A 26,027-nucleotide genomic window follows, 5' to 3' on the forward strand; every position below is an offset into this window, starting at 1 on the left:
CGCATCCGAAATGCAGCGATCGCGAGCGGGCAGCAATCCAAGTGATATCGGGAGCTTCCGGCGCCTTCGCGCATTGCCGGCCGAAAGTGCCTTCGCAAGCGCAGCAAGCAAAATGAGACTAGACGTCAAGCGACGACATCAGGCGAGGAGCAGCGCCGGCGGAGGCCGTTGACCTCCGCCGCACGCGATCAACTACTCCCAGGACCAGGTCGAGAAATCATTCTCGAACTGCGGGACTTCCTTCCACACGCCCTTCAGCTTCTTGCTGGCGATCGTGATCAATTGCGGCTGAAATAGGAAGCCGGCCACCGCGTCGGTCGCCAGCATGCGCTGCGCGTCGCCCAGCAGCTTGGCGCGGTCGGCCTCGGCCGGCGACGCCATGATCTGCTGGTAGAGTGCATTGAACGCCTCGGACTTGTAGCCGAGATAGTAGTCCGGTTCGGTCAGCTTCACGAGGTCGAACGGCGCGACATGGGTAACGATAGTGAGGTCGTAATTGTGCGGACCAGTGAAGACCTGCGAGAGCCACTGCGCCCATTCGACATTCTCGATCTTGGCTATGATGCCGACCTTGGCGAGCTGCGCCGCGAGGATCTCGCCACCCTGCCGCGCGTAGGACGGCGGCGGCAGCTTGAGGCTGAGCTCGAGCGGCGCCTTGACGCCGGCCTCTGCCAGCAGCTTCTTGGCGAGTTCGGGATCGTAGGGATTGATGCCGGTGGTATCGACATAGCCGAGCGAACTCGGGGTGTAGAAGCTGCCGATCGGCGTGCCGAAGCCGTCGACCGCGCCGTCGATCATCGCCTTGCGGTCGATCGCGGCCAGGATGGCGCGGCGAACGCGGACGTCGTCGAGCGGCTTCTTGCGCTCGTTGATGCCGACGATGGTCTTGGTCCGGGAGCCGCCGATCAGGACGCTGAAGCGCGGATCGGCCTTGAACTGCGCCAGGCTGCGTGCCGCCGCGACCCGTGGAAACGCGTCGACATCGCCTGACAGCAGCGCCGCGACCTGCGCGGCGGGATCGCCGATGAATCGGATCGTCACCTTGGCAAGCTTGATCGCGGCCGCATTGCGATACTCCGGCCATTTGACCAGCGTGATCGACGAACCCTTGGCCCAGTTGCCGAGCGTGTAGGGCCCGGTGCCGACCGGCTGCGTCGCATCGGTCGGCGCGCTCTTCGGCTCGACGATCGAGCCTGACGCCTGGCCGAGCAGGAACGGCAGGTTCGGCTCGGAATATTTCAACGCGATAACGATGGTCTCCGCATCCGGCGCCGTCACCGACGTGAAGGCCTGGTACAGGCTCCTGTCCTTGTTGGTCGAGGTCGGCGCCGCGGCGCGTTCGTAGGTGAACTTCACGGCGGCGGAATCGAACGGCTCGCCATTGTGGAATTTGACGCCCTTCCGCAGCTTGAAAGTGTAGGTCTTGAGATCCGCTGACGCCTGCCAGCTCTCGGCGAGCAGCGGCGACACTGAGCCGTCCTCGTTGATCTTGGTCAGCGTCTCGTAGACGTTGTAGAGCGTGACTTCGGCGATCGCCGCGGCCGCAGCGTTGGTGGGATCGAGTCCCGGCGGCTCCAGCGTCATGCCCATCACGACGCTGTCTTTCTTGCCCTGCGCGAGGCTCGGCAGCGGCGCTCCGGCGAGCGCAGCAACCGCCGCAATGACGCACAATTTCCTCAACATTGGTCTGCTCCCCGGAACTTTCTCATAGCCTAAAGCACGATGAACCTTAAGGTCGAACGGCAGCCGCGAACGAGCTGCCCTCCCTCTCCCGCTTGCGGGGGAGGGCCGGGGTGGGGGCTCTTTCCACGAGTCACCTTGCGGAAAGAGCCCCCACCCGTATCGCATCTTCGATGCGATACGACCTCCCCCCGCAAGCGGGAGAGGTGCAGCCAGCCTGCCGCGAGACCGCCTTAATCTAATCTCGTCGCGCTTTGAGCTAACCTCACACAAAAGACTAACCGGCCTCGGCGATCACAGGCGGCAGCGCCATCACGGCTTCGGCGTGATGGCAGGCCGCCAGATGGGCGCCTCCCACGCTGCGTAGCGCAGGCGCGGTCTCGCGACAATGCCGGTCGGCCAAGGGACAGCGCGGCGCGTAAGGGCAGCCGGTTGTGGCCGTCGCCCGCGAGACGATCGCCTGCGCGCCGCGGCGGCGCCTGATGCCACCGGCCCGCGCCCGCGGAACCGCATCGAGCAGCGCGCGCGTATAGGGATGAGCTGAGTGCGCGAACAGATCGTCCGGCCGCCCCTGCTCGACGATCCTCCCGAGATACATCACCGCGATCTCGTCGCAGAGCAGATCGACCACCGCGAGGTCGTGACTGATCAGGATGTAGCTCAGGCCGAATTCTTCCTGCAGGTCCTGCATCAGGTTGAGCACCTGCGCCTGCACCGAGACGTCGAGCGCGGAGACCGGCTCGTCGGCGACGATCAGCTTCGGCTGGGTGATCAGCGCGCGGGCAATCGCAATGCGCTGGCGCTGGCCGCCGGAGAATTCGTGCGGGAACTTGTCCATGTCGGCATCGCGCAGCCCGACCTGCCGCAGCACGACCGCAACGCGCTCGCGCAGGCTGCCGCGATCGATGCGCCCGAGCGCCGTCAGCGGCTCGGCGACGACGCGCACGATGGTCTGCCGCGGATCGAGCGAACCATAGGGATCCTGGAACACCATCTGGAAATCGCGGCGGGCACGACGCAGTTCGTCGGGCGGCATCCGGTTGAGGTCGCGGCCGAGCAACGACACCGTGCCCGAGGTCGGCCGCTCCAGCGCCATCACCAGCCGCGCCAAGGTCGATTTGCCCGAACCGGACTCGCCGACGACGCCGAGGCTCTTGCCCGGCATCACCCGTGCCGTGACGCCGTTGAGCGCGTGCACCTGCGCCGCCGGCTTGAACAGGCTTTCGCGCGGCAACGTGTAACGTTGCGCGAGATCCGTCACCTCGAGCAGCGGCGTTCCGGGCGCGGGCGATGCATGGTCCGGCGCCGTCATGCGCTGCTACCCCCGGCGGCCATCGAAACGTCGGTCCTGATACAACGCACGCCATGCGCTGCGCCGACGTCGACCACGGCCGGCAGCGCCGCGCGGCAACGCGCTTCGACAATCGCGCAGCGGTCGGCGAAGGTGCAGCCCGCGGGCAGGTCGGCCAGCTCCGGCACGGTGCCGGCGATGGTCTTGAGCCGCGTCCCCTTGCGGGCGCCGAGTCGCGGCCGCGCGCGGAACAGGCCCTGCGTATAGGGATGGCCCATCCGCCTGAACACGGCATCGGTAGCACCGCTTTCGACGACGGTGCCGCCATACATCACCATCATGCGATCGACATTCTCGGCGATCACGCCGAGATCGTGCGAGATCAGGATCATCGACATGCCGCGTTCCTCGACCAGGCTTGCGATCAGATCGAGGATCTGGCCCTGGATCGTGACGTCGAGCGCGGTGGTCGGCTCGTCGGCGATCAGGACGTCGGGCTGGCAGGCCAGCGCCATCGCGATCGTGATGCGCTGGCGCTGGCCGCCGGAAAACTGATGCGGATAGGCATCGATCCGCTTCGCCGCATCAGGCAGGCCGACGCGATCGAGCAACGCGATCGCCTCCTGCTGCGCCTCCGCCGCCGAGATGCCGGTGTGGCGCCGCAAGGGCTCGGCGACCTGGTGCCCGATCGTGTGCATCGGATTGAGCGCGGTCATCGGCTCCTGGAAGATCATGCTGATGCGGTTGCCGCGCAGCTTGCAGTAGGCCGCGTCTGGCAGGCCGACGAGCTCCGCGCCATCGAGCCGGATGCTACCGCTAACCACGGCGCTCTCCGGCAGCAGCCCCATCAGGGCCAGCGCCGTAACCGACTTGCCGCAACCGGATTCGCCGACCAGTCCAAGCGTCTCGCCGCGGCGAAGCGCAAAACTGACACCACGCACGGCCTGCGCCGGGCCGCGGCTGGTGTTGAGCCGGACGCCCAGGTCCTTCACCTCGATCAGCGGCGCATCGCTCATGCTCAACGCTCCCGCGCCAGGCGGGGATCGAGCAGATCGCGCAAGCCGTCGCCGAGCAAATTGAGCCCGAGCACCGCGATCGCGATCGCAGCACCGGGATAGACGGCGAGCATCGGCGACTGGAACAGCAGGGTTTGCGCGTCGTTGAGCATGCGGCCCCAGGACGGCTGCGGCGGCTGGGTGCCGAGGCCGAGATAGGACAACGCGGCCTCGGCGAGGATCGCGAGCGCGAACTGGATCGTCGCCTGCACGATCAGGATCGACAGGATGTTCGGCAGCACGTGCTCGATCGTGATGCGGAATGAGCCTTTGCCCGCCGCGCGTGCGGCGAGCACGAACTCGCGGGCCCAGATCGCATTGGCCGAGCCGCGGGTGACGCGGACGAAGGTCGGAATCTGGAAGATCCCGATCGCGGTGATCGACGTCACCATGCCGGGGCCCGCGACGGCGGCGAGCATGATGGCCGACAGCACGGCCGGAAATGCAAAGGTGAAATCGCTCATCCGCATGATGAGCTCCTCGGTCCAGCCCTTGCGCGCCGCTGCGACAAGGCCGAGGCAGACGCCGAAGCTCAGGCCGATGCCGACGGCGATGACGCCGACCAGGATGGTGGAGCGCGCACCGACCAGCAGCAGCGAGACGATATCGCGGCCGAGCACGTCGGTGCCGAGCCAGTGCGCCGCCGACGGCGGACGCAGTTTTGACGCGATGTCGATGTCGGTGGCCGACCACGGCGTCCAGACCAGCGACAGCAGTGCTGCGCCGAGGACGGACAGGCTGAGCACGGCGCCGAGCACGAAGCTGCGATGGCGCAGCGCGCGGCGCCAGAACCCGGTCGCAGGCATCGCGCCCGGTGCGATGGCCGCAGTGGCGGCGGAAGCGGTCAGCGGCGCGCTCACAGGTTGGACACCTTGATGCGCGGGTCGATGAAGGCATAGAGCATATCGACCACGAAATTGACTGTCACGACCATCGCCGCCAGCAGCATCACGCAGTTGCGCACCACGATCAGGTCACGGTTGGCGATCGACTGGAAGATCAGCCGGCCGAGGCCCGGCAGATAGAACACATTCTCGATTACGATGGTGCCGGCTAGCAGATTGGCGAATTGCAGGCCCATGACCGTCATCACCGGGATCATGGCGTTGCGCAGCACGTGGCGCCACAGCACCTCGCGCTTGCCGAGCCCCTTGGCGCGGGCAGTGCGGACGAAATCCTCGCGCAGCACCTCCAGCACGGCGGAGCGCGTGACGCGGGCAAGGATCGCGGCCTGCACCACGGCAAGCGAGATCGCCGGCAGCAGCAGCGAGCGGATCCCGGGCCAGATGCCATCATCCCAGCCCGCGAAGCCGCCAGCCGACAACAATTGCAGCTTCACCGAAAACAGCAGGATCAACAGGATCGCGAACCAGAAGTTCGGCAGCGCGATGCCAACTTGAGTCAGCGACATCACGCCGACATCGCCGAGTTTGTTGTGATTGGCCGCGGTGTAGATCCCCGCCGCGAGCGCCAGCACCACCGTGATCAGCATCGACATGATCGCGAGCGGGATGGTCAGCACCAGCCGCTCCGCAATCAGGCCGGCCACCGGCGTGCCGTAGACATAACTGTTGCCGAGATCGCCGACCGCCATGCCCTCGATCCAGAGCAGATAGCGAACCGTGAGCGGCTGATCGAGCCCGAGCTTGACGGTGAGTGCACGCACCGCATCGGGCGAGGCGTCGGCGCCCATCAGCATCTGGGCGGCATTGCCGGGCAGCGCGTCGAGCACCAGGAAAATGATCAGCGAGGCCGCGAACAGCGTCGCCACCAGGGTCAGGACCCGCCGCAGGAAGAATACGCTCATGCCCGTTCGACGCGTGAGGAACAGGCTGCAGGTTTCAACATGTTCGCGAAGGAATGCAAGCCTTTCGAATGCAAGCCCTGCGCCGCACCATTCACGACGCGACGGCCGGCCAGCGGCCGAGCAGATCGCTCGCCTCTTCGAACAGCGCCGCGACGCGCAGCAGTTCCGCGTCGGCCCGGAAGCGGCCGACCAGATGCAGGCCGATCGGCAGACCATCACCGCCGAAGCCCGCGGGGATGCTGACCGCGGGATGCCCGGTCATGTTGAACAGCATGGTCCAGGGAAACCAGCGCGGGCGCACGCTGTCAAAGCTCTGGCCGTCGATGTCGATGGTGCCGAACAGATCCTGATCGATCGGCAGCGCCGTGCGGGTCAGGGTCGGCATCGCCAACAGGTCGCCGCGCGCGAGCAGCGACTGCACGCGGCGGAACAGCGCGGTTCGGTCGAACATCGCCTGCTGGTACTCCACGCCGCTGACCTGAGCGGCAAGCGCGAGCTGTTTCAGGAATGTCGAGCTGAGGTCGTTAGGGTGCTCGGCTGCGAGCTTCTCAAAGCGGGTGCGCCAGACCGTGTGGTTGATGGCGCGCCAGATCGGCTCGATGTCAAAGCCGTCGCCGGAGAATTCTTCCAGTTCCGCGCCGAGACTGGCCAGCCGGTCGAGGCTCGCCTTGAACGCAGCGGCGACGTCTGTGGTCACCGGGCGGCCCGGCGGCGACAGGCAGAACAGCACCCGCCTTCCTCTGAGATCGCCGCGCGGCGCCGCAAGATCGAGATAGTCAGGCACCGGCACGCCGATCGACCAGGGATCGGACGGATCCTCGCCGGCCATCGCCTGCATCATCAGCGCGGTATCGGCCACGCTGCGCGTGGTCGGCGTGACATAGGTCTGGTTGCCGAAGGCGTCCTGGACCTGGCTATGCGGGATCACGCCGTTGCTCTGCTTAATCCCGACCACGCCGTTGCAGGCGGCGGGAATCCGGGTCGAGCCGCCGCCATCGGTCGCAACGGCCAGCGGCGCGATGCCGCTCGCGACCGCCACCGCCGCGCCGCCGCTCGAGCCGCCGCTGGAACGCTCGGCACTCCACGCATTGCGGGTGCGGCCGAACAACGGCGAGTCGGTCAGGCACTTGCTGCCGAACTCCGGCGTCGTGGTCTTGCCGATCAATATTCCGCCCTGCGCACGAAGCCGGGCCACCGCGACGGCATCCTGATCGGGCACGTTGTCCTTGTAGGGCACCGCACCGAAAGTCGTGCGCACGCTTTTGGTGCTGACGATATCCTTCACGGTGAACGGGATGCCGTGCAGCAGGCCGAGCGGTTCGCCGGCCATGACCTGGCGCTCCGCGGCTTTCGCCTGCGCCATCGCCGCGTCGCCGCACAGCGTGATGAAGCAGTTGAGCTCGGGCTGCAGCCGCTCGGCGCGGGCCAGCACCGCAGCCGTCACCTCGACCGGAGACACGTCCTTGCGGGCAATTCGGGCGCGAAGCTCAACGGCTGATAGCAGGCACAGATCGTCGCTCATTCGGGCACGCGTTCGCAGTCGGTGTTTCGGTGGCGGCATCGTGCCGTGCCGCGTGCGGCAAGTCCATCGCCTCAGGCGCATGGCTCACCAGGTGTCGGCGGGCAACTCCCGGCTGCGCGGCGGATCGGCGCCCGGACGCGTGCAGGTGAAGGCGGCGCATTTGCAGGCAAAGGACAGCGCGCGGGTGAGCTCGGCCGCGGAGATATCGTGTAGTCGCCGCCGCGCGATCCTGTCCAGCCGGTGCAATGCAGCGAGCAGTGCGGCCTGAAAACTGTCGCCGGCGCCGATCGTGTCCACGACCTTCACCACAGGCGATTGGGCCTCGATCGCTCCGGCCCGGCGATGCCAGGCCGAGGCCCCCTCATTGCCGCGCGTGATGACGACGAGCGATGCGCCGCCCGAGAGCAGCGCTTCGGCGCGCGCAGCATAGACTTCGTCGCCGAACAGATAGGCGAAGTCGACGTCGGACATCTTGACGATGTCGGCCTTGCCGCAGAACGCCAGCATGCGCGCGCGATAGGCCTCCTTGTCCTTGACGAGGTTCGGGCGGCAGTTCGGGTCGAGCGCGATCGTCACGTTCGCCCTGACGTCCTCGATGAAGGCCAACGTCTCGGCCGCGCCCTTGTCGTGGACCAGCGTGGTCGATCCGGTGTGAAGGCAGGTGACGCCGTCGAGCGCGATCGCCTCGCGCCGGTAGGTCCAGTTCCGCGATGCGGTGTCGGCATCGTAGAAAGCGTATTGCGTCTCGGTGCCGGTCACGCGCGCAAAGGCCAGCGTGGCCTGGTGATCGCTGCGCGTCGCGCGGCTGAGATCGACGCCAGACGTTGCGGCATGATCGGCGATCATCTTCCCAAAAGTGTCGGTCGAGATGCCACCGACGAAGCCGGTGGGAACATCGAGCCGGGCGCTGCCGATCGCGATGTTGAGGCAGGAGCCGCCGACCGCGGGTGTCATGGCTTCGCGTCCATCCGCCGTCCACGACGGCAGGAAATCGATCAGCGCATCTCCGCAGCTCAGCAGCATGCAAACACCTTAACCCAGCGCCGCGCCGGGCGCCTGCTTCATCGCCTCGCGGCTGTCGCGATCAAGCTGCCGCAGCATCTTGTGCACGCCGCGCTTCCGGCGGTGGAAATCGGCAAGCTCGGGCCTGGTCGGTTCGCTCAGCCGCCCCAGCGCCGACATGCCCGCCATCGCGGCATTGATCGAGTTATGCGCGCCGCTGGCGACAGCACCGAGCATCGCGGCGCCCAGCAATACGGGTTCTTGCGTCTTCGGCAACGCCACCGTGTAGCCTGTGGTGTCAGCCATGATCTGGCGCACCAAAGGGCTACGGCTCGCGCCGCCGCCGATCACGATGGTCTTGCCGTCGACACCATGGGCCTGCAGCGCCTCGATGACGTCGGCGAGGCCATAGGCCAGCCCACACAGGCCTGCGATGAACAGCCGCTCCAGCGCCAACACGTCGGTATCGAGATCGAGCCCTGCGATCACGGCGCGCGAGCCGGGATCGGCATAGGGCGAGCGATTGCCGAGGAATTCCGGCAGGACGTGAACATTGCGCGCGAGCAGCGCGGCCGCGCCTGCGTTGCCGCTGCGCGCCACGATGCGCTTCTCGAGGTATTCGATGACGTCGAGGCCGTCGTTCTTCGCGGCGAGCGAAACCTCGGCATGCGCCGGGTGCGATTTGAGCAGGTGATCGATCGCGGCACCCGCCGCCGATTGACCGCCCTCGTTCAACCAGAAGCCCGGTACCATGCCCGAGAAGTACGGGCCCCAGACGCCGGGCACGAAGCATGGATCGACCGTCGTCGCCATGATACAGGCCGACGTTCCCATGATGTAGGCGAGCCGCTTGCAGACATCGACCTCGGCGCCCGAGCCGTCTCGCCCGCCGATCGCGCCGACGCCGCCGGCATGGGCATCGATCAGGGAGGCGCCGACCGCGGTTCCCGGCATCAGGCCGAGGTCGCGCGCGGCATCTTCCGACAGTCCGCGGCCGAGCGGAGAGCCAGGTGGCACGATCTCGTTGCCGATGCGGGCAAAGCGATCGGCCGCGAGCGCCTCCAGTCCCACCCGCTTGAGGAAGGGTTCGCTCCAGCCGCCCTCGCCCGCGACATAAGTCCATTTGCAGGTGACCGTGCAGGTCGAGCGCGCCAACGAGCCGGAGGCACGGAACGAGAGATAATCGGCAAGATCGAAGAAATGCCCGGCGGCTTCGAAGGTCGCGGGCAGATGCCGCTTCAGCCAGAGAATCTTCGGAATCTCCATCTCCGGCGAGATGGCGCCGCCGACATAGCGCAGCACCCGGTCGCCGGTTGCATTGACGAATTCGGTTTCATCCATCGCGCGGTGATCCATCCAGACCACGACGTTGCGCGCGCGATCGCCGGACGGGCTGACGGTCAGCGGCCGGCCTGCTTTGTCGAGCACGACCAGCGAGCAGGTCGCGTCGAATCCGATGCCCTTGACGTGTTCGGCAGCGATGGCGGCCTCCCGCATCGCATTGCGCACGGAGGCTGTGCAGGCCGCCCAGATGTCATCGGAGGATTGCTCGACGATATCGCCGGGCTCGTGCCAGACCCGGATCGGATGCCGGGCCGATCCCAATAACGCCCCGGCCTCGTCGAAGACGCCCGCGCGGGCGCTGGTGCTTCCGACGTCCACCCCGATATAGGCTTGCCGCATGTTCGCTCCGTCAGAGCGTGACGACGTGTCTTCGAAACGTCGTCGCGCCCTTACTTCTTGTGTCAGCATCGTCCGGAAAACCGGTCCCCATCTGTCCGGATCATGCTTCGACGCGAGCCTACCAGCAAGTGTAACCGCCATCGACCAGAACGATGCTTCCGGTCATCAGGCTCGCCGCCTCGGAGGCTAGGAACAAGACGACGGAGGCGATCTCGTCGACCTGCCCCATCCGCGCCATCGGGGTTCCACCGATCCAGGCGTCGTACATTCTGGGGCTGTTCTTCACGAAGGCGTTCAGGGGCGTCTCGATATAGGTCGGCGCCACCGCGTTGACGCGAACCCCGCGGGCACCCCATTCGGCCGCGAGCGATTTGGTGAGATGATGCACCGCAGCCTTGGAGGCATTGTAGAAGCACTGCTCCTGCGGCTTGTTGACGATGAAGCCGGACATCGAGCCGACGTTGACGATGGTGCCGGATTTGGCCTTCAGCATGTGATTGCCGAAGGCGCGGCAGCACCAGAAGGTGCCGTTCAGATTGACGTCGATGACGTTGAGCCAGTGCTCGTCGGTCACGGTCTCGGCCGGCGTCTCGCTGCGGGCGATACCGGCATTGTTGACGAGGATGTCGACCTTACCGTATTTGCGGACCAGCTCGTCGGCGACCGCGGAGACGCGGCCGGAGTCCGTTACATCCATCAGCGCGATGTCGGCATCGAAGCCCTTGGCTTTCAACACCGCCTGCGCGTCATTGGCGACCTTGGCGTCGCGATCGCCGATGATGACCTTGGCGCCGGCTTCCGCGAGCGCCTCGGCGCAGGCAAGCCCGATGCCCTGACCGGCGCCGGTGATGATGGCGGTCTTGCCGCCGAGCTTGAATTTCTCGAGATACATTTTCTTCTTCCTTTGCCTAGAGCCCGCATTTCGCGGGCGTGCCGCCCCGGCCAGAGCGAGATCGACGGCGGAGGTCTTCCACGCCCTATGCGCGGATCGACTTTCCGCTGTCGTCGAAACGGTGGATGCGCGCCGGCTCCGGGATCAGCGACACCTTGTCGCCCGGATGCAGGTCGAGCTCGCCGATATAGCGCGCGGTCAGCACTCCCTGCGGTCCGGCATCGACATAGAGGAAGGTGTCGCTGCCGAGATGCTCGGCGACTGAGACCGTGCCGTGCCAACCGCCCTGCCCGTTGCGCTCGACCTTCAAATGCTCGGGCCGCACGCCGATGGTGGTCGCGCCCTGCTGCTTGGCGAGCTCGCCGGTCACGAAGTTCATTTTCGGCGAGCCGATGAAACCGGCGACGAACAGATTCGCCGGTTTCTCGTAGAGTTCGAGCGGCGAGCCATATTGCTCGATCTTGCCGCCGTTCAGCACCGCGATCTTGTCGGCCATGGTCATAGCCTCGACCTGGTCGTGAGTAACGTAGATCGCCGTGGTGCCGAGCTGCTTCTGCAGCCGCGTCACCTCGAGCCGCATCTGCACGCGCAGCGCGGCATCGAGATTCGACAGCGGCTCGTCGAACAGGAACGCCTTCGGCTCCCGCACGATGGCGCGCCCGATCGCGACGCGCTGGCGCTGGCCGCCGGAGAGCTCGCGCGGCTTGCGCTCGAGATAGGGCGTCAGGTTGAGGGTGGCTGCGGCGGCCTCGACCTTGCGGTTGATCTCGTCCCTGGTGACGCCGGCCATCTTCAGGCCGAAGGCGATGTTGCCGCGCACGCTCATATGCGGATAGAGCGCGTAGGACTGGAACACCATCGACAGCCCCCGCTTGGCCGGCGGCACATCGACCACGTTGCGGCCGTCGATCAGGATCGCGCCGCCGGTGACGTCCTCGAGCCCTGCGATCAACCGCAAGAGCGTGGTCTTGCCGCAGCCGGACGGACCGACGAAGACGACGAAGGAGCCATCGGCGATCTCGAGGTCGGCGCCCTTGATGATGTGGACCGGCCCGAACGATTTTTGCACACCCTGCAGCGTAATCTGACCCATGGAAAAGCCTTTCTGCTACTTGACCGCGCCGAAGGTCAGGCCGCGGACGAGCTGCCGCTGACTGAACCAGCCGAGCACGAGAATGGGCGCGATCGCGAGCGTCGACGCCGCCGACAATTTCGCCCAGAACAAGCCTTCCGGGCTGGAATAGGATGCGATGAACACGGTGAGCGGCGCGGCCTCGAGCGTCGACAGATTGAGGGTCCAGAACGCCTCGTTCCACGCCAGGATCAGATTGAGCAGCAAGGTCGAGGCGAGCCCCGGCACCGCCATCGGGGTCAGCACATAAATCAGCTCGCGCCCGATCGTGGCGCCGTCCATGCGGGCCGCCTCGAGGATGTCCTTCGGGATCTCCTTGAAATAGGTGAACAGCATCCAGATCACGATCGGCAGATTGCCGAGGCAGAGGATGAAGATCAGCCCGGCGCGGGTGTCGAGCAGGCCGACGGAGCGGAAAATCAGGTAGATCGGCACCAGCACGCCGACCGGCGGCATCATCTTGGTGGAGAGCATCCAGAGCAGCACGTCCTTGGTGCGCTTGGTCGGTGAGAACGCCATCGACCACGCCGCCGGGATCGCGATCAGCATCGCGATCAAGGTCGAGCCGCCGGCGATGATGATCGAGTTGAGCGCGTGGTGGAAATAGTCGCTGCGCTCCTGCACCGTGACGTAGTTCTCCGTGGTCCAGTGGAAGAACAGGAACGATGGCGGGATCGCGAAGGCCTCGAGCTCGGTCTTGAAGCTCGCCAGCACCATCCAGAGGATCGGGAAGAAGATCAGGAAGCCGACCAGCCAGGCCGCCGTCGTCGAGATCACCTTGTTCCGTGTCGTGACCATCCGCGCCATGACGTTACGCCTCCAGATTCCGGCCGACGATACGAACGAGGAAGAAGGCGACGATGTTGGCGAGCACCACCGCGACCAGGCCGCCCGCCGAGGCGCTGCCGACGTCGTACTGGATCAGCGCCTGCGAATAGATCAGGAAGGCGATGTTGGTGGTTTGCAGGCCGGGGCCGCCGCCTGTCGTGACGAAGATCTCGGCGAACACCGTGAGCAGGAAGATGGTCTCGATCAGGATCACCACCGTGATCGGACGCGCCAGATGCGGCAGCGTGATGTAGATGAAGGTCGAGATCGCGCTCGCGCCATCCATCTCGGCCGCCTCCTTCTGCTCCTCGTCGAGCGATTGCAGCGCGGTCAGCAGGATCAGGGTCGCGAACGGCAGCCACTGCCATGAGATGATCAGGATCACCGAGAACAGCGGCGCATCGTTGAACCAGTCGATCGCCGGCAGGCCGAACAGATGGGCAATCCAGGCGAACAGGCCCGACACCGGATGCATCAGCAGGTTCTTCCAGACCAGCGCGCTGACGGTCGGCATTACGAAGAACGGCGCGATCACCATCAGGCGGACGATCGAGAGCCCGACCACCTGCTGGTCGAGCAGCAGCGCCAGCGGAACGCCGAAGATGATCGTGATCGCGAGCACCGAGCCGACCAGCACCAGCGTGTTCTGCAGCGAGGCGAGGAAGGCCGGGTCAGTGAGGAAGTAGCGGAAATTCTCCAAGCCGACGAAGGATTCGGAGCCGGGATCGAGCAGATTGTAATGCAGTGTCGCGAAGTAGATCGTGAGCGCCAGCGGCACGATCATCCAGATGAACAGCAGCGCCACGGCAGGCGTGAGCAGTGTGCGTGCAAGCAGTTGGGTCTGCTGGGTCGCCATCCCCGCCTCCTTCTCATGGGAAAGGTGCGACCATCCCGCTGCGGGACAGGATGGTCGCGAGTGATCCAGCTCGGGAGGTTTAAGCTGGTCGGGCGGCCAGGGCGCTAAACACGCCCTGGCTATCGGATCGCGTTCTTTGTCTTGAGCATGATCTTTTCGGAAAACCGCTTCACACTTTTCCGGATCATGCTCTACTTGATGTAGCCTGCCCGCTTCATCTCGCGCTCGGTCGCGGACTGCGCAGCCGAGAGCGCGGCATCGACCGTGGTCGAGCCGGACAGTGCGGCCGAGAATTGCTGGCCGACCTGGGTGCCGATGCCCTGGAATTCAGGGATCGCCGCATATTGCACGCCGACATACGGCACCGGCTTCACCGTCGGCTTGTTCGGATCGGCGGCGTCGATCGAGGCCAGCGTCAGCTTGGCGAACGGCGCGACCTTCAGATAGTCGGGGTTCTTGTAGAGCGAGGTCCGCGTGCCGGGCGGCACGTTGGACCAGCCTTCCTTCGACGCGACGAGCTTGGTGTAATCCTTGCTGGTCGCCCAGGCGATGAACTTCTCGGCCGCGTCAACCTTCTTCGAGCCGGCGGGGATCGCGAGGCTCCATGCCCACAGCCAGTTGGCGTTCTTGCCGAGCCCGGTGTTCGGGGCCAGCGCGAAGCCGACCTTGTCGGCAACCTTGGAATCCTTCGGGTTAGTCACCATGGACGCCGCCACCGTGGCGTCGATCCACATCGCGCATTTGCCGGCGCTGAACAGCGCGAGGTTCTCGTTGAAGCCATTGGACGAGGCGCCGGGAGGTCCGGCCTGCTTCATCAGGTCGACATAGGTCGCGAGCGTCTTCTTCCATTCCGGCGAATTGAACTGCGGCTCCCACTTCTCGTCGAACCAGCGCGCGCCGAACGAGTTGGACATCGCGGTCAGGAACGCCATGTTCTCGCCCCAGCCGGCCTTCCCGCGCAGGCAGATGCCGTAGACGCCGCCCGACTTGTCGGTCAGCTTCTTGGCCGCGTCGACCACGAAATCCCAGGTCGGGCTTTCCGGCATCTTCAGCCCGGCCTTGTCGAACAGGTCGGTGCGGTACATCACCATCGAGCTCTCGCCGTAGAACGGCGCGGCGTAGAGCTTGCCGTCGACCGAGACCGCATCCTTGATCTTCGGCAAGAGGTCACCAACGTCGTAATCGGCGCCCAGCTTGTCGAGCGGCACCAGCCAGCTCTTCTTGGCCCAGATCGGCACCTCATAGGTGCCGATGGTGAGCACGTCGAACTGGCCGCCCTTGGTGGCGATGTCGGTGGTCACGCGCTGGCGCAGCACGTTCTCCTCGAGCGTCACCCATTTCACGGTGATGTCCGGATTCTTCGTGGTGAATTCGCTGGTCAGCCCCTGCATGCGGATCATGTCGCTGTTGTTGACGGTCGCGACTGTCAGCGTGGTCTGGGCGATCGAGGGGGCAGAGATCAAAAGACTGGCCGCGCCCGCAACGGCGCAAAGGACGTTTTTCACGGTGACCTCCCTATGTCACGTTGAGCATATGCCCACGTGTTGAGCGTATGTTCATCCCGTCGTCAAAATTTGTCAAGCACGCGGGTGCGCCGTCCCGCGCGATTGCGGGTTCCACCACAGCCTGGAATGGAGTTTTTGCGGGAGCGAAGGAAGCGTCTAACGATCCAGCACGGCGCGCGCGGTGGCCTCATCGGTGATCAGGCCGTTGATCACCCGGCCTGCCAGTGCGGCCTTGATCGACGGCACCTTGGCGATGCCGACGGCGGCCGCGATCGTGGTCGAGACTGCGGGGATCTGCGGCGGAATGCTGGTCAGGCGCTTGTTGGTGCCGCCCTTGATCAGGCGGCCCTTGGCGTCATAGGCCCAGCCTGTCACCTCGCCGATCGCGCCGAGCCGCATCATCTCCAGGAGCTCCTCGCGGGTGACGAAGCCGTCGACATGGACCTGGGCCTTCTGGTCCATCTGGCCGATGCCGATCAGCCGCAGATCGGCCTTGGCAGCGACCGCCCTCACCCGCGCGATCGGATCGATACGGACCATGCGGTTGCGTTCGTCCTCGCTCGACATCAGGAACGGCAGCGGCATCGGATAATGCCGCGCACCGGTGCGGTCAGCCAGCCGCCCCACCGTGTCGTAGAAGCTCGCCGAGCCGTCGGCGGAGATGTTGCCGACCAGCGAGACGATCTGGTGATCCGGCCGCTCGATCGGCGAGACCCGCTCGACCGCCGCGCGCACGGCACGGCCGGTACCCAGCGCCACGATCACCGGCGTCTCCGAGCGCAGCGTCGTCTCCAGCAGATTGGCGCTGCGTTCGGCGATCCCCGCATTCGACAGCGGCGCCGACGGATCTGACGGCACGACGTCGCAATGCACCAGATCGAACTGCTCCTTCAGCCGTGAGGCCAGCTCCATGCAGGCTGCAATGGGATGTTCGAGACGAAACGTGATCAGCCGCTCCGCCAGGCACAGCGACACCAAGCGCTGCGCCGAGGCCCGCGACACCTGCAGCATCTTTGCGATCTCGTCCTGGGTGTGACCCGCGATGAAATAGAGCCAGCCGGCGCGCGCCGCATCTTCCAGGCGAGACTTTTCGTTGTCGGGCGCAGCCATCGTCTTGCGTCAACCTTCCTTCCAGAAATCCGTCATCGCGGCAAAGATTCGATCCGCCCCGGCCTGCCGCAGCAGAGCATTGCCGTCCGCCAACCGATAGTGGGTGCCGCCGACAAATCCCCACACTTTCATCCCCGCCGCCTTCGCGGCCATCACGCCGCTGACGCTGTCCTCGATCACAAGCGTTCGGCGCGGCTCGGCTCCCATCGCGGCTGCCGCATACAAGAACAGATCCGGCGACGGCTTGCCGTGCTTGACCATCTGCGAGGTATAGAGCCGCGGCCCGAAGCCCGTCGCGAGGCCGGTCAGGTCCAGCGAGAACTTCACGCGCTCGAGGTCGCTCGACGAGGCGACGCAATGCGGCAACTGCAATTCTCCAAGCACCGCCGCGATGCCGGCAATCGGTTTGAGTTGAGATCGGAATGTCTCGCGGACCTGCACCGCAAGATCGGGCAGGAAATTCGCGGGCAATGACTTTCCAACGGCGCGGCAATAGTCGAGCAAGGCTGCGGTGCTGCGGCCGAGGAAAAGTTCGAGCGCCCGTTCGGTGCTCATCTCGATGCCGGCCCGGACCATCGCCTCGGCGAGACAGCGGCAACTCAATTCCTCGCTGTCGACGAGCACGCCGTCGCAGTCGAAGATGACCAGATCGGTCTCGGGAAGCCGCGGATCCATGCCGGCATGAGATCATATGCTCACGCTATGAGCAATAGATCATAGTTTCGCGCGGAATGCCGCGCCTCAAATGGTCGCGGTGCACCGTCAGGGATGCTGTGCGACAAGGCGAAATGCCGCATGACACACCTCTGATCGCGACCGTCGTCGCGGGTCTCGGATTGGCCTTCGTCTTCGGAACCATCGCCCAGCGCTTTCGGGTTCCGCCACTGGTCGGTTATCTGCTTGCCGGCGTCGCCGTGGGTCCGTTCACGCCGGGCTTCGTCGCCGACCAGGCGCTGGCGACCGAGCTCGCGGAGCTCGGTATCATCCTGCTGATGTTCGGCGTCGGCCTGCATTTCTCGCTGAACGATCTGTTGTCGGTGCGCAAGATCGCGGTGCCCGGCGCGGTCGCACAGATCGCGGTCGCGACGCTGATGGGTCTCGCCCTCGCGCTGTTGATGGGCTGGACCGTCGGCGCCGGCCTGGTGTTCGGGCTCGCGCTGTCGGTCGCAAGTACCGTGGTGCTGGTTGCGCGCGTTGCAGGAGCGACGGCTGATGGACACCGAGCGCGGCAAGATTGCGGTCGGCTGGCTGATCGTGGAAGACCTCGCAATGGTGCTGGCGCTGGTGCTGTTCCCGGCGGTGGCGAGCTTCCAGGGCGGCGACGGCGCGGCGCTCGTCTCCGATCCGCTCGCCACCCGGTTCGGGCTCGGGCTGACCGGCGTGCTGGTGCTGACGCTGATCAAGATCGCATTGTTCATTGCGCTGATGCTGGTGGTCGGACGCAGGCTGATCCCATGGGTGCTGCACTACATCGCGCACACCGGCTCGCGCGAGCTGTTCCGGCTGACCGTGCTTGCGATCGCGCTCTGCATCGCGTTCGGCGCGACCAAGCTGTTCGGGGTTTCGCTGGCGCTCGGCGCCTTCTTCGCCGGCATGATGCTGCGGGAATCGCCGCTCAGCCAGCGCGCCGCCCAGGAGACCCTGCCGCTGCGCGATGCGTTCGCGGTGCTGTTCTTCGTCTCGGTCGGCATGCTGTTCGATCCGCTCAGCGTGGTGCGCGAGCCCTGGCCGTTTGTGGCGACGCTGTTCGTCATCGTGGTCGGCAAGTCGCTCGCAGCGCTGCTGATCGTCGTGCTGTTCCGTCACCCGATGGCGACCGCCCTGATGATCTCGGCGAGCCTCGCCCAGATCGGTGAATTCTCCTTCATCCTCGCCGAGCTCGGCGTCGCGCTCAATCTGCTGCCGAAGGCCGGCCGCGACCTGATCCTGGCCGGCGCGATCTTCTCGATCATGCTCAACCCGCTGGTGTTCGCGGTGGTCGACTGGCTGACGTCGCGGCTCGAAAAGCCGGAGACCGCCTCGCCGACGGCCGCGACGTCCGAGGCGATCCCTGTCACCGAATTGCAGGATCATACCATCCTGGTCGGCTACGGCCGGGTCGGCAGCATCGTCGGCGACGCCCTCCATCGGCGCAACGCGCCGTTTCTCGCGGTCGAGGCATCCGACGACATGGTCGCAAAGCTGAAGAAGCGCGGCATCGAAGCCCTGATGGGCAACGCCGTGCGCGCCAGCGTGCTGCGCGCGACCAATCCGGCGGGCGCACGATCGCTCGTCATCGCCATTCCCGAAGCGTTCGAGGCCGGACAGATCGTCGAGCAGGCGCGCGCTGCAAATCCCGCGATCCAGATCATCGCGCGGGCGCATTCCGACGCAGAGGTCGATCATCTGACAGGCCTGGGCGCCGACATCGTCATCATGGGCGAGCGCGAGATCGCCCGAGGGATGATCGAGGAGCTCGACCGGGCACAGCCGACATCCGCCATGCAAAACACAACGGCGGCCAGGGAAGACTCAGCGGCCTAGGTAACGGCCCCAACGGCCAAGGGAGCCCGCGCCGCGCGTGGGATCAATGGAGATCAGGGTATGGCATTCAAGAGCCCGCATGTTTCGCTGGTGTCGTTCTCGATCGAGATCGGCAAGGACGGTACGAGCAATGTGATGCAGATCGAGACTGACTCGCATCTGAACACCCGCCATCCGAGCTATGACGCCGCCGCAGCGGAGCGGCTGGTGCGCGATGCGCAGTCCTATCTCGCCGGCAATGCCGGTCAGGTGACCCGAATCCGGCTGGTCTCCAACCGCGGCGGCCAGACCTGAGGTCAGCCACCGAGGAACGCTGGCGCCAGATCTTCCTGCACGATGATGTTGGCGGCTTCCGTCGTCAGCTCACTGCCGACCAGATCAAGATTCTTCGCAGCCTCGAACAGCATCGAGCGGACGTCATCCGGCGTCAGCACGCCCTTCGCGATCAGCTTGCGTACCAGCGCCTGCAGGATGAGAACGTCGATCTCGCCATGGGCCAGCGGCGTCGGCTTGTCCGTCATGATCGTCTCCGAGGCTGAGGTTCGTCGTTAGCGCGGCGGTGACGCAATATCCTTGTGTAATTGCTCGAACGCGCGGCGCAGGCCATGCAGCTGATCGACCAGATGCAGGATGACGTCGATCCCCTCATCGTTGACGCCGAAGTCGCCCTTCAGGTCCCGGATCAGATGCGCGCGCGCCACGTCGGTATCGGAGAAACTGATCTCGTGCGCGGTCTCGTCCGGAATGAGCCATCGCTGCTCGACCCAGAGCTCCAGGGTCTGCACCTCCAGACCCGCATCGATGAGGAACTGCTGCTTGTTCATGATGCACCATCATCGCGTGGATTGAATCCCTTGCGATCCCAGTTCGACACGAACGCCTCGAGCGCGGGATCGGGTCCCTTGGGCAGGACCACCTTGAGCTTGACGAACTCATCGCCGTGACCGCCGCCGACCTTGGGCGCGCCCTTGCCGCGCAGCCGCAGCGTCGTGCCGGTGTTCGAGCCCTTCGGCACCGTCATGGTGACCGCGCCGGTCGGGGTCGGAACATTGACCTTGCCGCCGAGCACCGCCTCGGACAGCGAGATCGGCAATTCCAGCGAGATGTCGTCGCCCTCGCGCGCGAAGCGCGGATCGGGGCGAACCTCGCCCTCGATCAGCGCATCGCCGGGACCGCCCTTGCCGCTACCGGGCATGCCCTTGCCGCGCAGGCGGATGACCTGACCGTCGACGAGGCCCGGCGGGATCGTGACGTCGAGCGTGCCGCCGTCGGGAAGCGTCAGGCGCTTGCTCGCACCGGCGATCGATTCCGAGAAGTCGACCGCAAGGCTGTAGTGCAGGTCGCGGCCGCGCCGGTTGGCGCGCGCCTGCTCGCTGCGCCGGAGCAGTTCGGCGAACGCGTCGTCCTGATCCATATAGTCGGCATAGCCTGAACTGTCGGCATAGGGATGCCCCTCACCCGCGGTGGCGAAGTCCCGGTAGTAGCGATGCTGCGGGCGCTCGGTGCCATCAGCGTCGATCTCGCCGGCGTCGAAGCGCTTGCGCCTGTCGGCATCCGAGAGCAGATCGTTCGCAGCGGCGACTTCCTTGAATTTATCCTCGGCGGCCTTGTCACCCGGATTGAGATCCGGGTGCAGCTTCTTCGCGAGCTTCCGATAGGCCTTCTGGATATCGGCCGCAGACGCCGTCGGGGCAACGCCAAGAACCTCGTACGGATTTCTCACAACCTGCTCCGCAACACCGTGAGTGCACCTGCAATTATGAGGGCGCAAAAGCAGACGATTTGCAAGTGCGCTCGCGCCAGCCGGCAATGGGCGACGCAACATCCGCTCATGTCACAGGACGCTTTAAGACGTATGTCCGGGATCCAGATAGTTCGGCATGTTCTTTTGCTGCTGCGGGGTCATCTTGGCGGGATCCGGCTTGCCCGGCACGCCCCTTGGACCGAGCAGGGCTCGCTGCATGTCGTCCTCGCTCAAGCGAGGCTTGCCGTCGTCAAGCTGTCCGCTGCCGCCGTGACTCTGTGCCATGACCGACCTCCAGTGATGATCGCTTGCGCACCGGCAGAAGAGAGTGCGCGCTCCGCCGGAACGAGCCGGCGGAGCGCGAGATCATACCCTAATGTTGCTCCTGCCGCTTCTCCTCTGCGGGATGGCCGGCAGGCGCACCATGCGGCGGTGCCTGAACATGCGGGGCGGCCTGCACGTGCGGTGCCGCCGGCTGCGGATGCGCCTCAGGGTGTGCCATCGTCTCCGGCCGTGCAGCAGGCTCCGGGCGAGGCTCAGGCCTTACTGCCTGCTCCGGCCGCGCGACGGGCTTCGCGGCAGGCTCGGGCCGCGGCTCGACCTTGGGCGCTGCGACAGGTGCTGCGCGTTTCTCTTCGACCGCGGGCTTGTTCACCTCGGCGGGCGGATGCGCAGCGACGCCCTTCTCGGGGACCGGAAGCGCATGAGATCCGGCAGGCGCCGGTGCAGCAGGATGCGGCTCGACCTTCGTCTCGGGCACGGGAGCCGCGTGCTTCTCCTCGACCGCAGGCTTGTTCTCCTGAGCGGTCGGATGCGCCGCAGGAACTTCCTTGCCCGGGACCGGGAGCGCGTGGGAGGTCGCAGGTGCAGCCGCAGTCGCAGGCGCGGGTGCAGCTGGGGACCCCGGCCGCGCCGGCTCGCCGGCCGCCGGCTTTGCGGCGGTGGCTGGCACAGCCTCGCCGGGAGCATGCGCGCGGACCACGCCCGGTCCCTTCAACTCGCCGGGACGCGCGGTTGCGCCGATGGCGGGCACGCCGTTGTTGGCGCGCTTGAACAGGCTCGGATCCTGGCTTGCGGTCTCGATCTGCTTGCGTTGCAACGGCGTCGCCGCGAAATGCTGTTCCTTGGCGACCGCGCGATCGGCAGCGGTGGGCCGCGCCTCGATACCGCCGGTGCCGCCATTGTAGCTGACGTTGTTGACGGTGGTCTGGTTGATCGTGACGTTCTTCTCGTAGACGTTGTTGATCTGCGCGCCCTGCAGATTGTTCACGCTGCGATTGTAGAAGAAGTTGCCATGATCCCAGCGGCCGCCTTCATAGCCCGCACCGCCGTAGCCGAAGCCGTAATTGATGCCGCCGTAGAAGCCGACGCGATCACCCCAATAGCCCTGATGGAAAATGAAGCCGCCGCCGAACGCGCCCCAGTAACCGGGCGTCCACAGCAGCCCTACTCGCGGCGGCTGCACCCAGGTGCCGGGCACCCAGTAGTAATCACCGCGATCCTCGTCCCACGACCAATTGCCCGGCGACCACATGTAGCCCGGCCCAGGCACCGGCGGCTGATCGTATGTCGGCAGCGGCGGCGGCGCGGTGTCGACAGCGCTGACCGGCGCGCATGCCGCATCCTGCGCGTTTGCCGGCACGGCCGTCGCATAGAGCAGCGCCGTGGCAATCGCTGCACACGACACGGTCGATAGAAGACGAGTGGTCATTGGGAGCCTCTTCGATGAGCACGTTTGTTTCAACGTGAGAACCGGAACAAAAGTTCCGTGCATCGGCAACGGACCGACACACTTCATCGCTAGACCCTTCACCTTACACCAGCCTGAAACACGTCGATGCAAACGGAAACGCAATCACGTTGCCATTCATCGACAGTTCAGAGTGTGTGGTGACGTCGTGTTGCGCGATTCAGTGGAACATCGCGCGGCGCGCAGCTGCATCGTCGAGCGCGCCATACAACGCATAGTCACCGTTTCCGAAAGCGCGAATATAACTTCCAGGCTTTCATGCAACTGTAACGATCCGGGCTCATCGAACCGCACGTCTTCGGCGAGCACGGCGATCGGCCAAGCCGCTGTCGGCATGACGCATGCGCCCGGTATGACGAAATGTCCGCAGCAGTGCATCCGGACGAGTGCCGGGGACGACCATCTGCCGTCGCAAGAGCTTAGGCGCAGCACGCCAACGGTCCCCCGTGGCGATTGACACACCCCTGAAACGACCACACGATGCGGGTTGCGGCAGCGTCAGGCCCGTGGTTTTCCGCCGGCGCAATTGCATCTCGGCTGCCGCATGTTGGATGTCATCGTTCCGCCATCTGTCACCGGCCGGAATGCATGGCATGATTTGATCTCGACGAGCCTGCGTTGCCTTGAGGTGCCACAATGAACATTGAAAAATATACCGATCGCGTTCGCGGCTTCATTCAGTCGGCACAGTCGCTCGCGATGCGCGAGGGACACCAGCAGTTCTCGACGCTCCACATCCTGAAGGTGCTGCTCGATGACCCTGAAGGCCTCGCGGCCGGCCTGATCGACCGGGCCGGCGGCAACTCGCGCGCGATCCTCAAGGCCACCGAAGACGCGCTGGCGAAGGTGCCGAAGGTCAGCGGCGCCGGCTCCGGGCAAATTTATCTGGCACCCGATACCGCACGCGCCTTCGCCGCGGCGGAACAAGCCGCCGACAAGGCCGGCGACAGTTTCGTCTCGGTCGAGCGCCTGTTGCAGGCCCTCGCGGCCGACAAGGACAGCGACGCCGGCAAGCTGCTTGCCAAGGGCGGCGTCAATCCGCAGAACCTGAATGCGGCGATCAATGCGCTGCGCAAGGGCCGCACCGCCGACAGCGCATCGGCCGAGAATTCCTATGACGCGCTGAAGAAATACGCCCGCGACCTCACCCAGGCCGCGCGCGACGGCAAGCTCGATCCGGTGATCGGCCGCGACGAGGAAATCCGCCGCACCATCCAGGTGCTGTCGCGGCGAACCAAGAACAATCCCGTCCTGATCGGCGAGCCCGGCGTCGGCAAGACCGCGATCGTCGAGGGCCTGGCGCTGCGCATCGTCAATGGCGACGTGCCGGAGAGCCTGCAGGACAAGGCGCTGCTCGCGCTCGATCTCGGCGCGCTGATTGCGGGCGCGAAATATCGCGGCGAGTTCGAGGAACGGCTCAAGGCCGTGCTGCAGGAAGTGACGTCCGCCGAGGGCGGCATCATCCTGTTCATCGACGAAATGCATACCCTGATCGGCGCCGGCAAGGGTGACGGCGCGATGGACGCATCGAACCTGCTGAAGCCCGCACTCGCCCGCGGCGAGCTGCATTGCATCGGCGCCACCACGCTCGACGAATATCGCAAACACGTGGAGAAGGACCCGGCGCTGGCCCGGCGCTTCCAGCCGGTGTTCGTCTCCGAGCCGACGGTCGAGGACACCATCTCGATCCTGCGCGGGCTGAAGGACAAATACGAGCAGCATCATGGCGTGCGCATTGCGGATTCGGCGCTGGTTGCCGCCACCACGCTCTCGAACCGCTACATCACCGATCGCTTCCTGCCCGACAAGGCCATCGACCTGATGGACGAGGCGGCGGCACGACTGAAGATGCAGGTCGATTCCAAGCCCGAAGAGCTCGACTCGCTCGACCGCGAGATCATCCGTCTCAAGATCGAGCAGGAGGCGCTCAAGAAGGAGACCGACCTCGGTTCCAGGAGCCGCTTGCAGACGCTCGAGAAGGATCTCGTCGATCTGGAGAAGAAGTCGGCGGACATGACATCGAGATGGCGCTCCGAGAAGAGCAAACTCTCCGATGCGCAGAAGATGAAGGGCGACCTCGAGCAGTTGCGCACCGAGCTTGCCAATGCGCAGCGCAAGGGCGAATTCCAGAAGGCGGGAGAACTGGCCTACGGCCGCATTCCGGAGCTGGAGAAGAAGCTCGCGACGGTCGAAGCCAGCGAGACCTCGTCCGCCAGCGAGACCGTGACCGCCGATAATATCGCGCAGGTGGTCTCGCGCTGGACCGGCGTCCCCGTCGACAAGATGCTGGAGGGTGAGAAGGACAAGCTGCTGCGCATGGAGGAGATGCTCGGCAAGCGCGTCGTCGGCCAGGCCGAGGCGGTCCGTGCGGTGTCGACTGCGGTGCGCCGCGCCCGCGCCGGCTTGCAGGATCCGAACCGGCCGATCGGCTCGTTCATGTTTCTCGGGCCCACCGGCGTCGGCAAGACTGAGCTGGCAAAGGCGCTCGCCGAATATCTGTTCGACGACGAGACCGCGATGATCCGCCTCGACATGTCCGAATACATGGAGAAGCACTCGGTCTCGCGGCTGATCGGCGCGCCGCCCGGCTATGTCGGCTATGACGAGGGCGGCGCACTGACCGAAGCGGTGCGGCGCCGGCCCTATCAGGTCGTGCTGTTCGACGAGATCGAGAAAGCGCATCCTGATGTCTTCAACGTGCTGCTGCAGGTGCTCGACGACGGCCGTCTCACTGACGGCCAGGGCCGTACCGTCGATTTCCGCAACACGCTGATCATCATGACCTCGAACATCGGCGCGGAATATCTCGTCAACCAGCCGGAGGGCCAGAGCACCAGCGCGGTGCGCGAGCAGGTGATGAACATGGTGCGGGCACATTTCCGCCCGGAATTCCTCAACCGGCTCGACGAGATCATCCTGTTCCACCGGCTGCAGAAGAGCGACATGGGCCGCATCGTCGAGATCCAGTTTTCGCGCCTGCGCAAGCTGCTCGAGGATCGCAAGATCGATCTGGAGCTCGACCCGAAGGCGCGCGACTGGCTGGCGGAGAAGGGCTGGGATCCCGCCTATGGCGCCCGCCCGCTGAAGCGGGTGATCCAGCGCAGCGTGCAGGATCCGCTCGCCGAAATGATCCTCGCCGGCGATGTCCGCGATGGCTCGCAGGTGAAACTATCAGCCACCAAGGCCGGCCTCACCTTCAATGGCAAAAAGCCGGAGAACGCGGCAGCGGACGAGTTCGAACCGGTGTGAGCGAAGTCCCGATCGGCCAACGACGCGCCGTCATCGCCGCGTCGTCTGGGCGCATCATAAGCAAGCTGAATGTACAAGCTGAACAAACAAGCTGACCCGCAACCAGGGAGAGCGTCATGACACAGCAGAACATCAAGGACAACATGGAGGTCATCGGCGCCGATGGCGTGCATGTCGGCACCGTCGATCGCGTCGAAGGCAACCGCATCAAGCTCAAGAAGAGCGACAGCGATGGCTTCCACAAGGGCCATCACCACTTTATCGAGCTCGGCTTCGTGGCGGGCGTCGAAGGCTCCAAGGTTCGGCTCTCCGCCAATGCCGCCATCGCGGTGACTCTAGAGGAGGAGAAGTCCGGCAAGCCGGTTGGTCCGTCCGCGGAAGCGTAGTTATCCGGGCTC

23 protein-coding genes and 1 pseudogene are annotated in these 26,027 nt (G+C 65.5%); 4 read left to right on the plus strand and 20 right to left on the minus strand.

The features are described from left to right. Nucleotides 1-192 precede the first annotated feature (192 nt). The 15 genes from FNJ47_RS00915 to FNJ47_RS00985 all read right to left on the minus strand — a co-directional run bounded on the left by FNJ47_RS00915 (nucleotide 193) and on the right by FNJ47_RS00985 (nucleotide 17,038). Entirely contained in the window at nucleotides 193-1,683 is a 1,491-nt protein-coding gene (locus FNJ47_RS00915; RefSeq protein ID WP_163149522.1) for an ABC transporter substrate-binding protein, read from the minus strand. Between the two features lie 274 nt (nucleotides 1,684-1,957). Beyond that, nucleotides 1,958-2,992: an ABC transporter ATP-binding protein gene (locus tag FNJ47_RS00920; protein WP_163149524.1), complete on the minus strand. Its 1,035-nt coding sequence runs from the start codon at nucleotides 2,990-2,992 to the stop codon at nucleotides 1,958-1,960. Next, on the minus strand, nucleotides 2,989-3,987 hold the full coding sequence (locus FNJ47_RS00925; protein WP_163149526.1) for an ABC transporter ATP-binding protein: 999 nt from the start codon (nucleotides 3,985-3,987) through the stop codon (nucleotides 2,989-2,991). Before FNJ47_RS00925 ends, FNJ47_RS00920 begins: the two co-directional genes overlap by 4 nt. Before the next feature lie 2 nt (nucleotides 3,988-3,989). After that, nucleotides 3,990-4,886: an ABC transporter permease subunit gene (locus FNJ47_RS00930; protein ID WP_163149527.1), complete on the minus strand. Its 897-nt coding sequence runs from the start codon at nucleotides 4,884-4,886 to the stop codon at nucleotides 3,990-3,992. Then, nucleotides 4,883-5,833: an ABC transporter permease gene (locus tag FNJ47_RS00935; RefSeq protein ID WP_163149529.1), complete on the minus strand. Its 951-nt coding sequence runs from the start codon at nucleotides 5,831-5,833 to the stop codon at nucleotides 4,883-4,885. The genes FNJ47_RS00930 and FNJ47_RS00935 overlap by 4 nt, the downstream gene beginning before the upstream one ends. Before the next feature lie 91 nt (nucleotides 5,834-5,924). Next, a complete protein-coding gene (locus FNJ47_RS00940; RefSeq protein WP_163149531.1) occupies nucleotides 5,925-7,355 on the minus strand; it encodes an amidase in 1,431 nt (476 codons plus the stop codon). Nucleotides 7,356-7,439: 84 nt separating this feature from the next. Continuing rightward, a complete protein-coding gene (locus FNJ47_RS00945) occupies nucleotides 7,440-8,378 on the minus strand; it encodes a carbohydrate kinase family protein (protein WP_163149533.1) in 939 nt (312 codons plus the stop codon). Nucleotides 8,379-8,387: 9 nt separating this feature from the next. After that, nucleotides 8,388-10,040: an FGGY-family carbohydrate kinase gene (locus FNJ47_RS00950; RefSeq protein ID WP_163149535.1), complete on the minus strand. Its 1,653-nt coding sequence runs from the start codon at nucleotides 10,038-10,040 to the stop codon at nucleotides 8,388-8,390. 118 nt (nucleotides 10,041-10,158) lie between these two features. After that, nucleotides 10,159-10,932 carry an SDR family NAD(P)-dependent oxidoreductase gene (locus FNJ47_RS00955; RefSeq protein WP_163149537.1) on the minus strand — a complete coding sequence of 258 codons (774 nt, stop codon included), beginning with the start codon at nucleotides 10,930-10,932 and terminating at the stop codon, nucleotides 10,159-10,161. An 85-nt stretch (nucleotides 10,933-11,017) separates the two neighbouring features. Next, entirely contained in the window at nucleotides 11,018-12,025 is a 1,008-nt protein-coding gene (locus FNJ47_RS00960) for an ABC transporter ATP-binding protein (RefSeq protein ID WP_163149539.1), read from the minus strand. 15 nt (nucleotides 12,026-12,040) lie between these two features. Continuing rightward, nucleotides 12,041-12,871, minus strand: coding sequence for a carbohydrate ABC transporter permease (locus FNJ47_RS00965; RefSeq protein WP_163149541.1), 831 nt, complete (start codon nucleotides 12,869-12,871; stop codon nucleotides 12,041-12,043). 4 nt (nucleotides 12,872-12,875) lie between these two features. Next, entirely contained in the window at nucleotides 12,876-13,748 is an 873-nt protein-coding gene (locus tag FNJ47_RS00970; protein ID WP_163149543.1) for a carbohydrate ABC transporter permease, read from the minus strand. A gap of 191 nt (nucleotides 13,749-13,939) precedes the next feature. After that, nucleotides 13,940-15,253 (minus strand): extracellular solute-binding protein, encoded by a 1,314-nt coding sequence (locus FNJ47_RS00975; protein WP_163149545.1) that lies wholly within the window; start codon nucleotides 15,251-15,253, stop codon nucleotides 13,940-13,942. A 156-nt stretch (nucleotides 15,254-15,409) separates the two neighbouring features. Then, nucleotides 15,410-16,363: a sugar-binding transcriptional regulator gene (locus tag FNJ47_RS00980; RefSeq protein WP_163149546.1), complete on the minus strand. Its 954-nt coding sequence runs from the start codon at nucleotides 16,361-16,363 to the stop codon at nucleotides 15,410-15,412. Between the two features lie 9 nt (nucleotides 16,364-16,372). Beyond that, nucleotides 16,373-17,038, minus strand: a complete 666-nt coding sequence (locus FNJ47_RS00985; protein WP_163149548.1) for an HAD family hydrolase — start codon at nucleotides 17,036-17,038, stop codon at nucleotides 16,373-16,375. A 113-nt stretch (nucleotides 17,039-17,151) separates the two neighbouring features. Between FNJ47_RS00985 and ybaL the strand changes: the two are divergent. After that, a pseudogene (ybaL, locus tag FNJ47_RS00990) lies at nucleotides 17,152-18,886 on the plus strand (YbaL family putative K(+) efflux transporter). Between the two features lie 60 nt (nucleotides 18,887-18,946). Further along, entirely contained in the window at nucleotides 18,947-19,180 is a 234-nt protein-coding gene (locus FNJ47_RS00995; protein ID WP_163149550.1) for a hypothetical protein, read from the plus strand. Between the two features lie 2 nt (nucleotides 19,181-19,182). Here FNJ47_RS00995 and FNJ47_RS01000 read toward each other — a convergent pair whose 3' ends face one another. The 5 genes from FNJ47_RS01000 to FNJ47_RS01020 form a co-directional block, all read right to left on the minus strand. Next, nucleotides 19,183-19,407: a hypothetical protein gene (locus tag FNJ47_RS01000; protein WP_016843345.1), complete on the minus strand. Its 225-nt coding sequence runs from the start codon at nucleotides 19,405-19,407 to the stop codon at nucleotides 19,183-19,185. A 27-nt stretch (nucleotides 19,408-19,434) separates the two neighbouring features. Further along, on the minus strand, nucleotides 19,435-19,710 hold the full coding sequence (locus tag FNJ47_RS01005) for a chaperone modulator CbpM (protein ID WP_163149552.1): 276 nt from the start codon (nucleotides 19,708-19,710) through the stop codon (nucleotides 19,435-19,437). Beyond that, on the minus strand, nucleotides 19,707-20,609 hold the full coding sequence (locus FNJ47_RS01010) for a DnaJ C-terminal domain-containing protein (RefSeq protein ID WP_163149553.1): 903 nt from the start codon (nucleotides 20,607-20,609) through the stop codon (nucleotides 19,707-19,709). Before FNJ47_RS01010 ends, FNJ47_RS01005 begins: the two co-directional genes overlap by 4 nt. A 123-nt stretch (nucleotides 20,610-20,732) precedes the next feature. Beyond that, a complete protein-coding gene (locus tag FNJ47_RS01015; RefSeq protein ID WP_163149556.1) occupies nucleotides 20,733-20,915 on the minus strand; it encodes a hypothetical protein in 183 nt (60 codons plus the stop codon). An 88-nt stretch (nucleotides 20,916-21,003) separates the two neighbouring features. After that, complete coding sequence (locus FNJ47_RS01020) at nucleotides 21,004-22,341, minus strand: YXWGXW repeat-containing protein (protein WP_163149558.1); 1,338 nt, start codon at nucleotides 22,339-22,341, stop codon at nucleotides 21,004-21,006. Nucleotides 22,342-23,016: 675 nt separating this feature from the next. Here FNJ47_RS01020 and clpB point away from each other — a divergent pair. Then, on the plus strand, nucleotides 23,017-25,629 hold the full coding sequence (gene clpB, locus FNJ47_RS01025; protein WP_163149560.1) for an ATP-dependent chaperone ClpB: 2,613 nt from the start codon (nucleotides 23,017-23,019) through the stop codon (nucleotides 25,627-25,629). Nucleotides 25,630-25,745: 116 nt separating this feature from the next. Next, nucleotides 25,746-26,015: a DUF2171 domain-containing protein gene (locus tag FNJ47_RS01030; protein WP_163149561.1), complete on the plus strand. Its 270-nt coding sequence runs from the start codon at nucleotides 25,746-25,748 to the stop codon at nucleotides 26,013-26,015. Nucleotides 26,016-26,027 lie beyond the last annotated feature (12 nt).

The organism is Bradyrhizobium uaiense, assembly GCF_010811875.1.
Taxonomy (GTDB): Bacteria; Pseudomonadota; Alphaproteobacteria; order Rhizobiales; family Xanthobacteraceae; genus Bradyrhizobium; species Bradyrhizobium uaiense.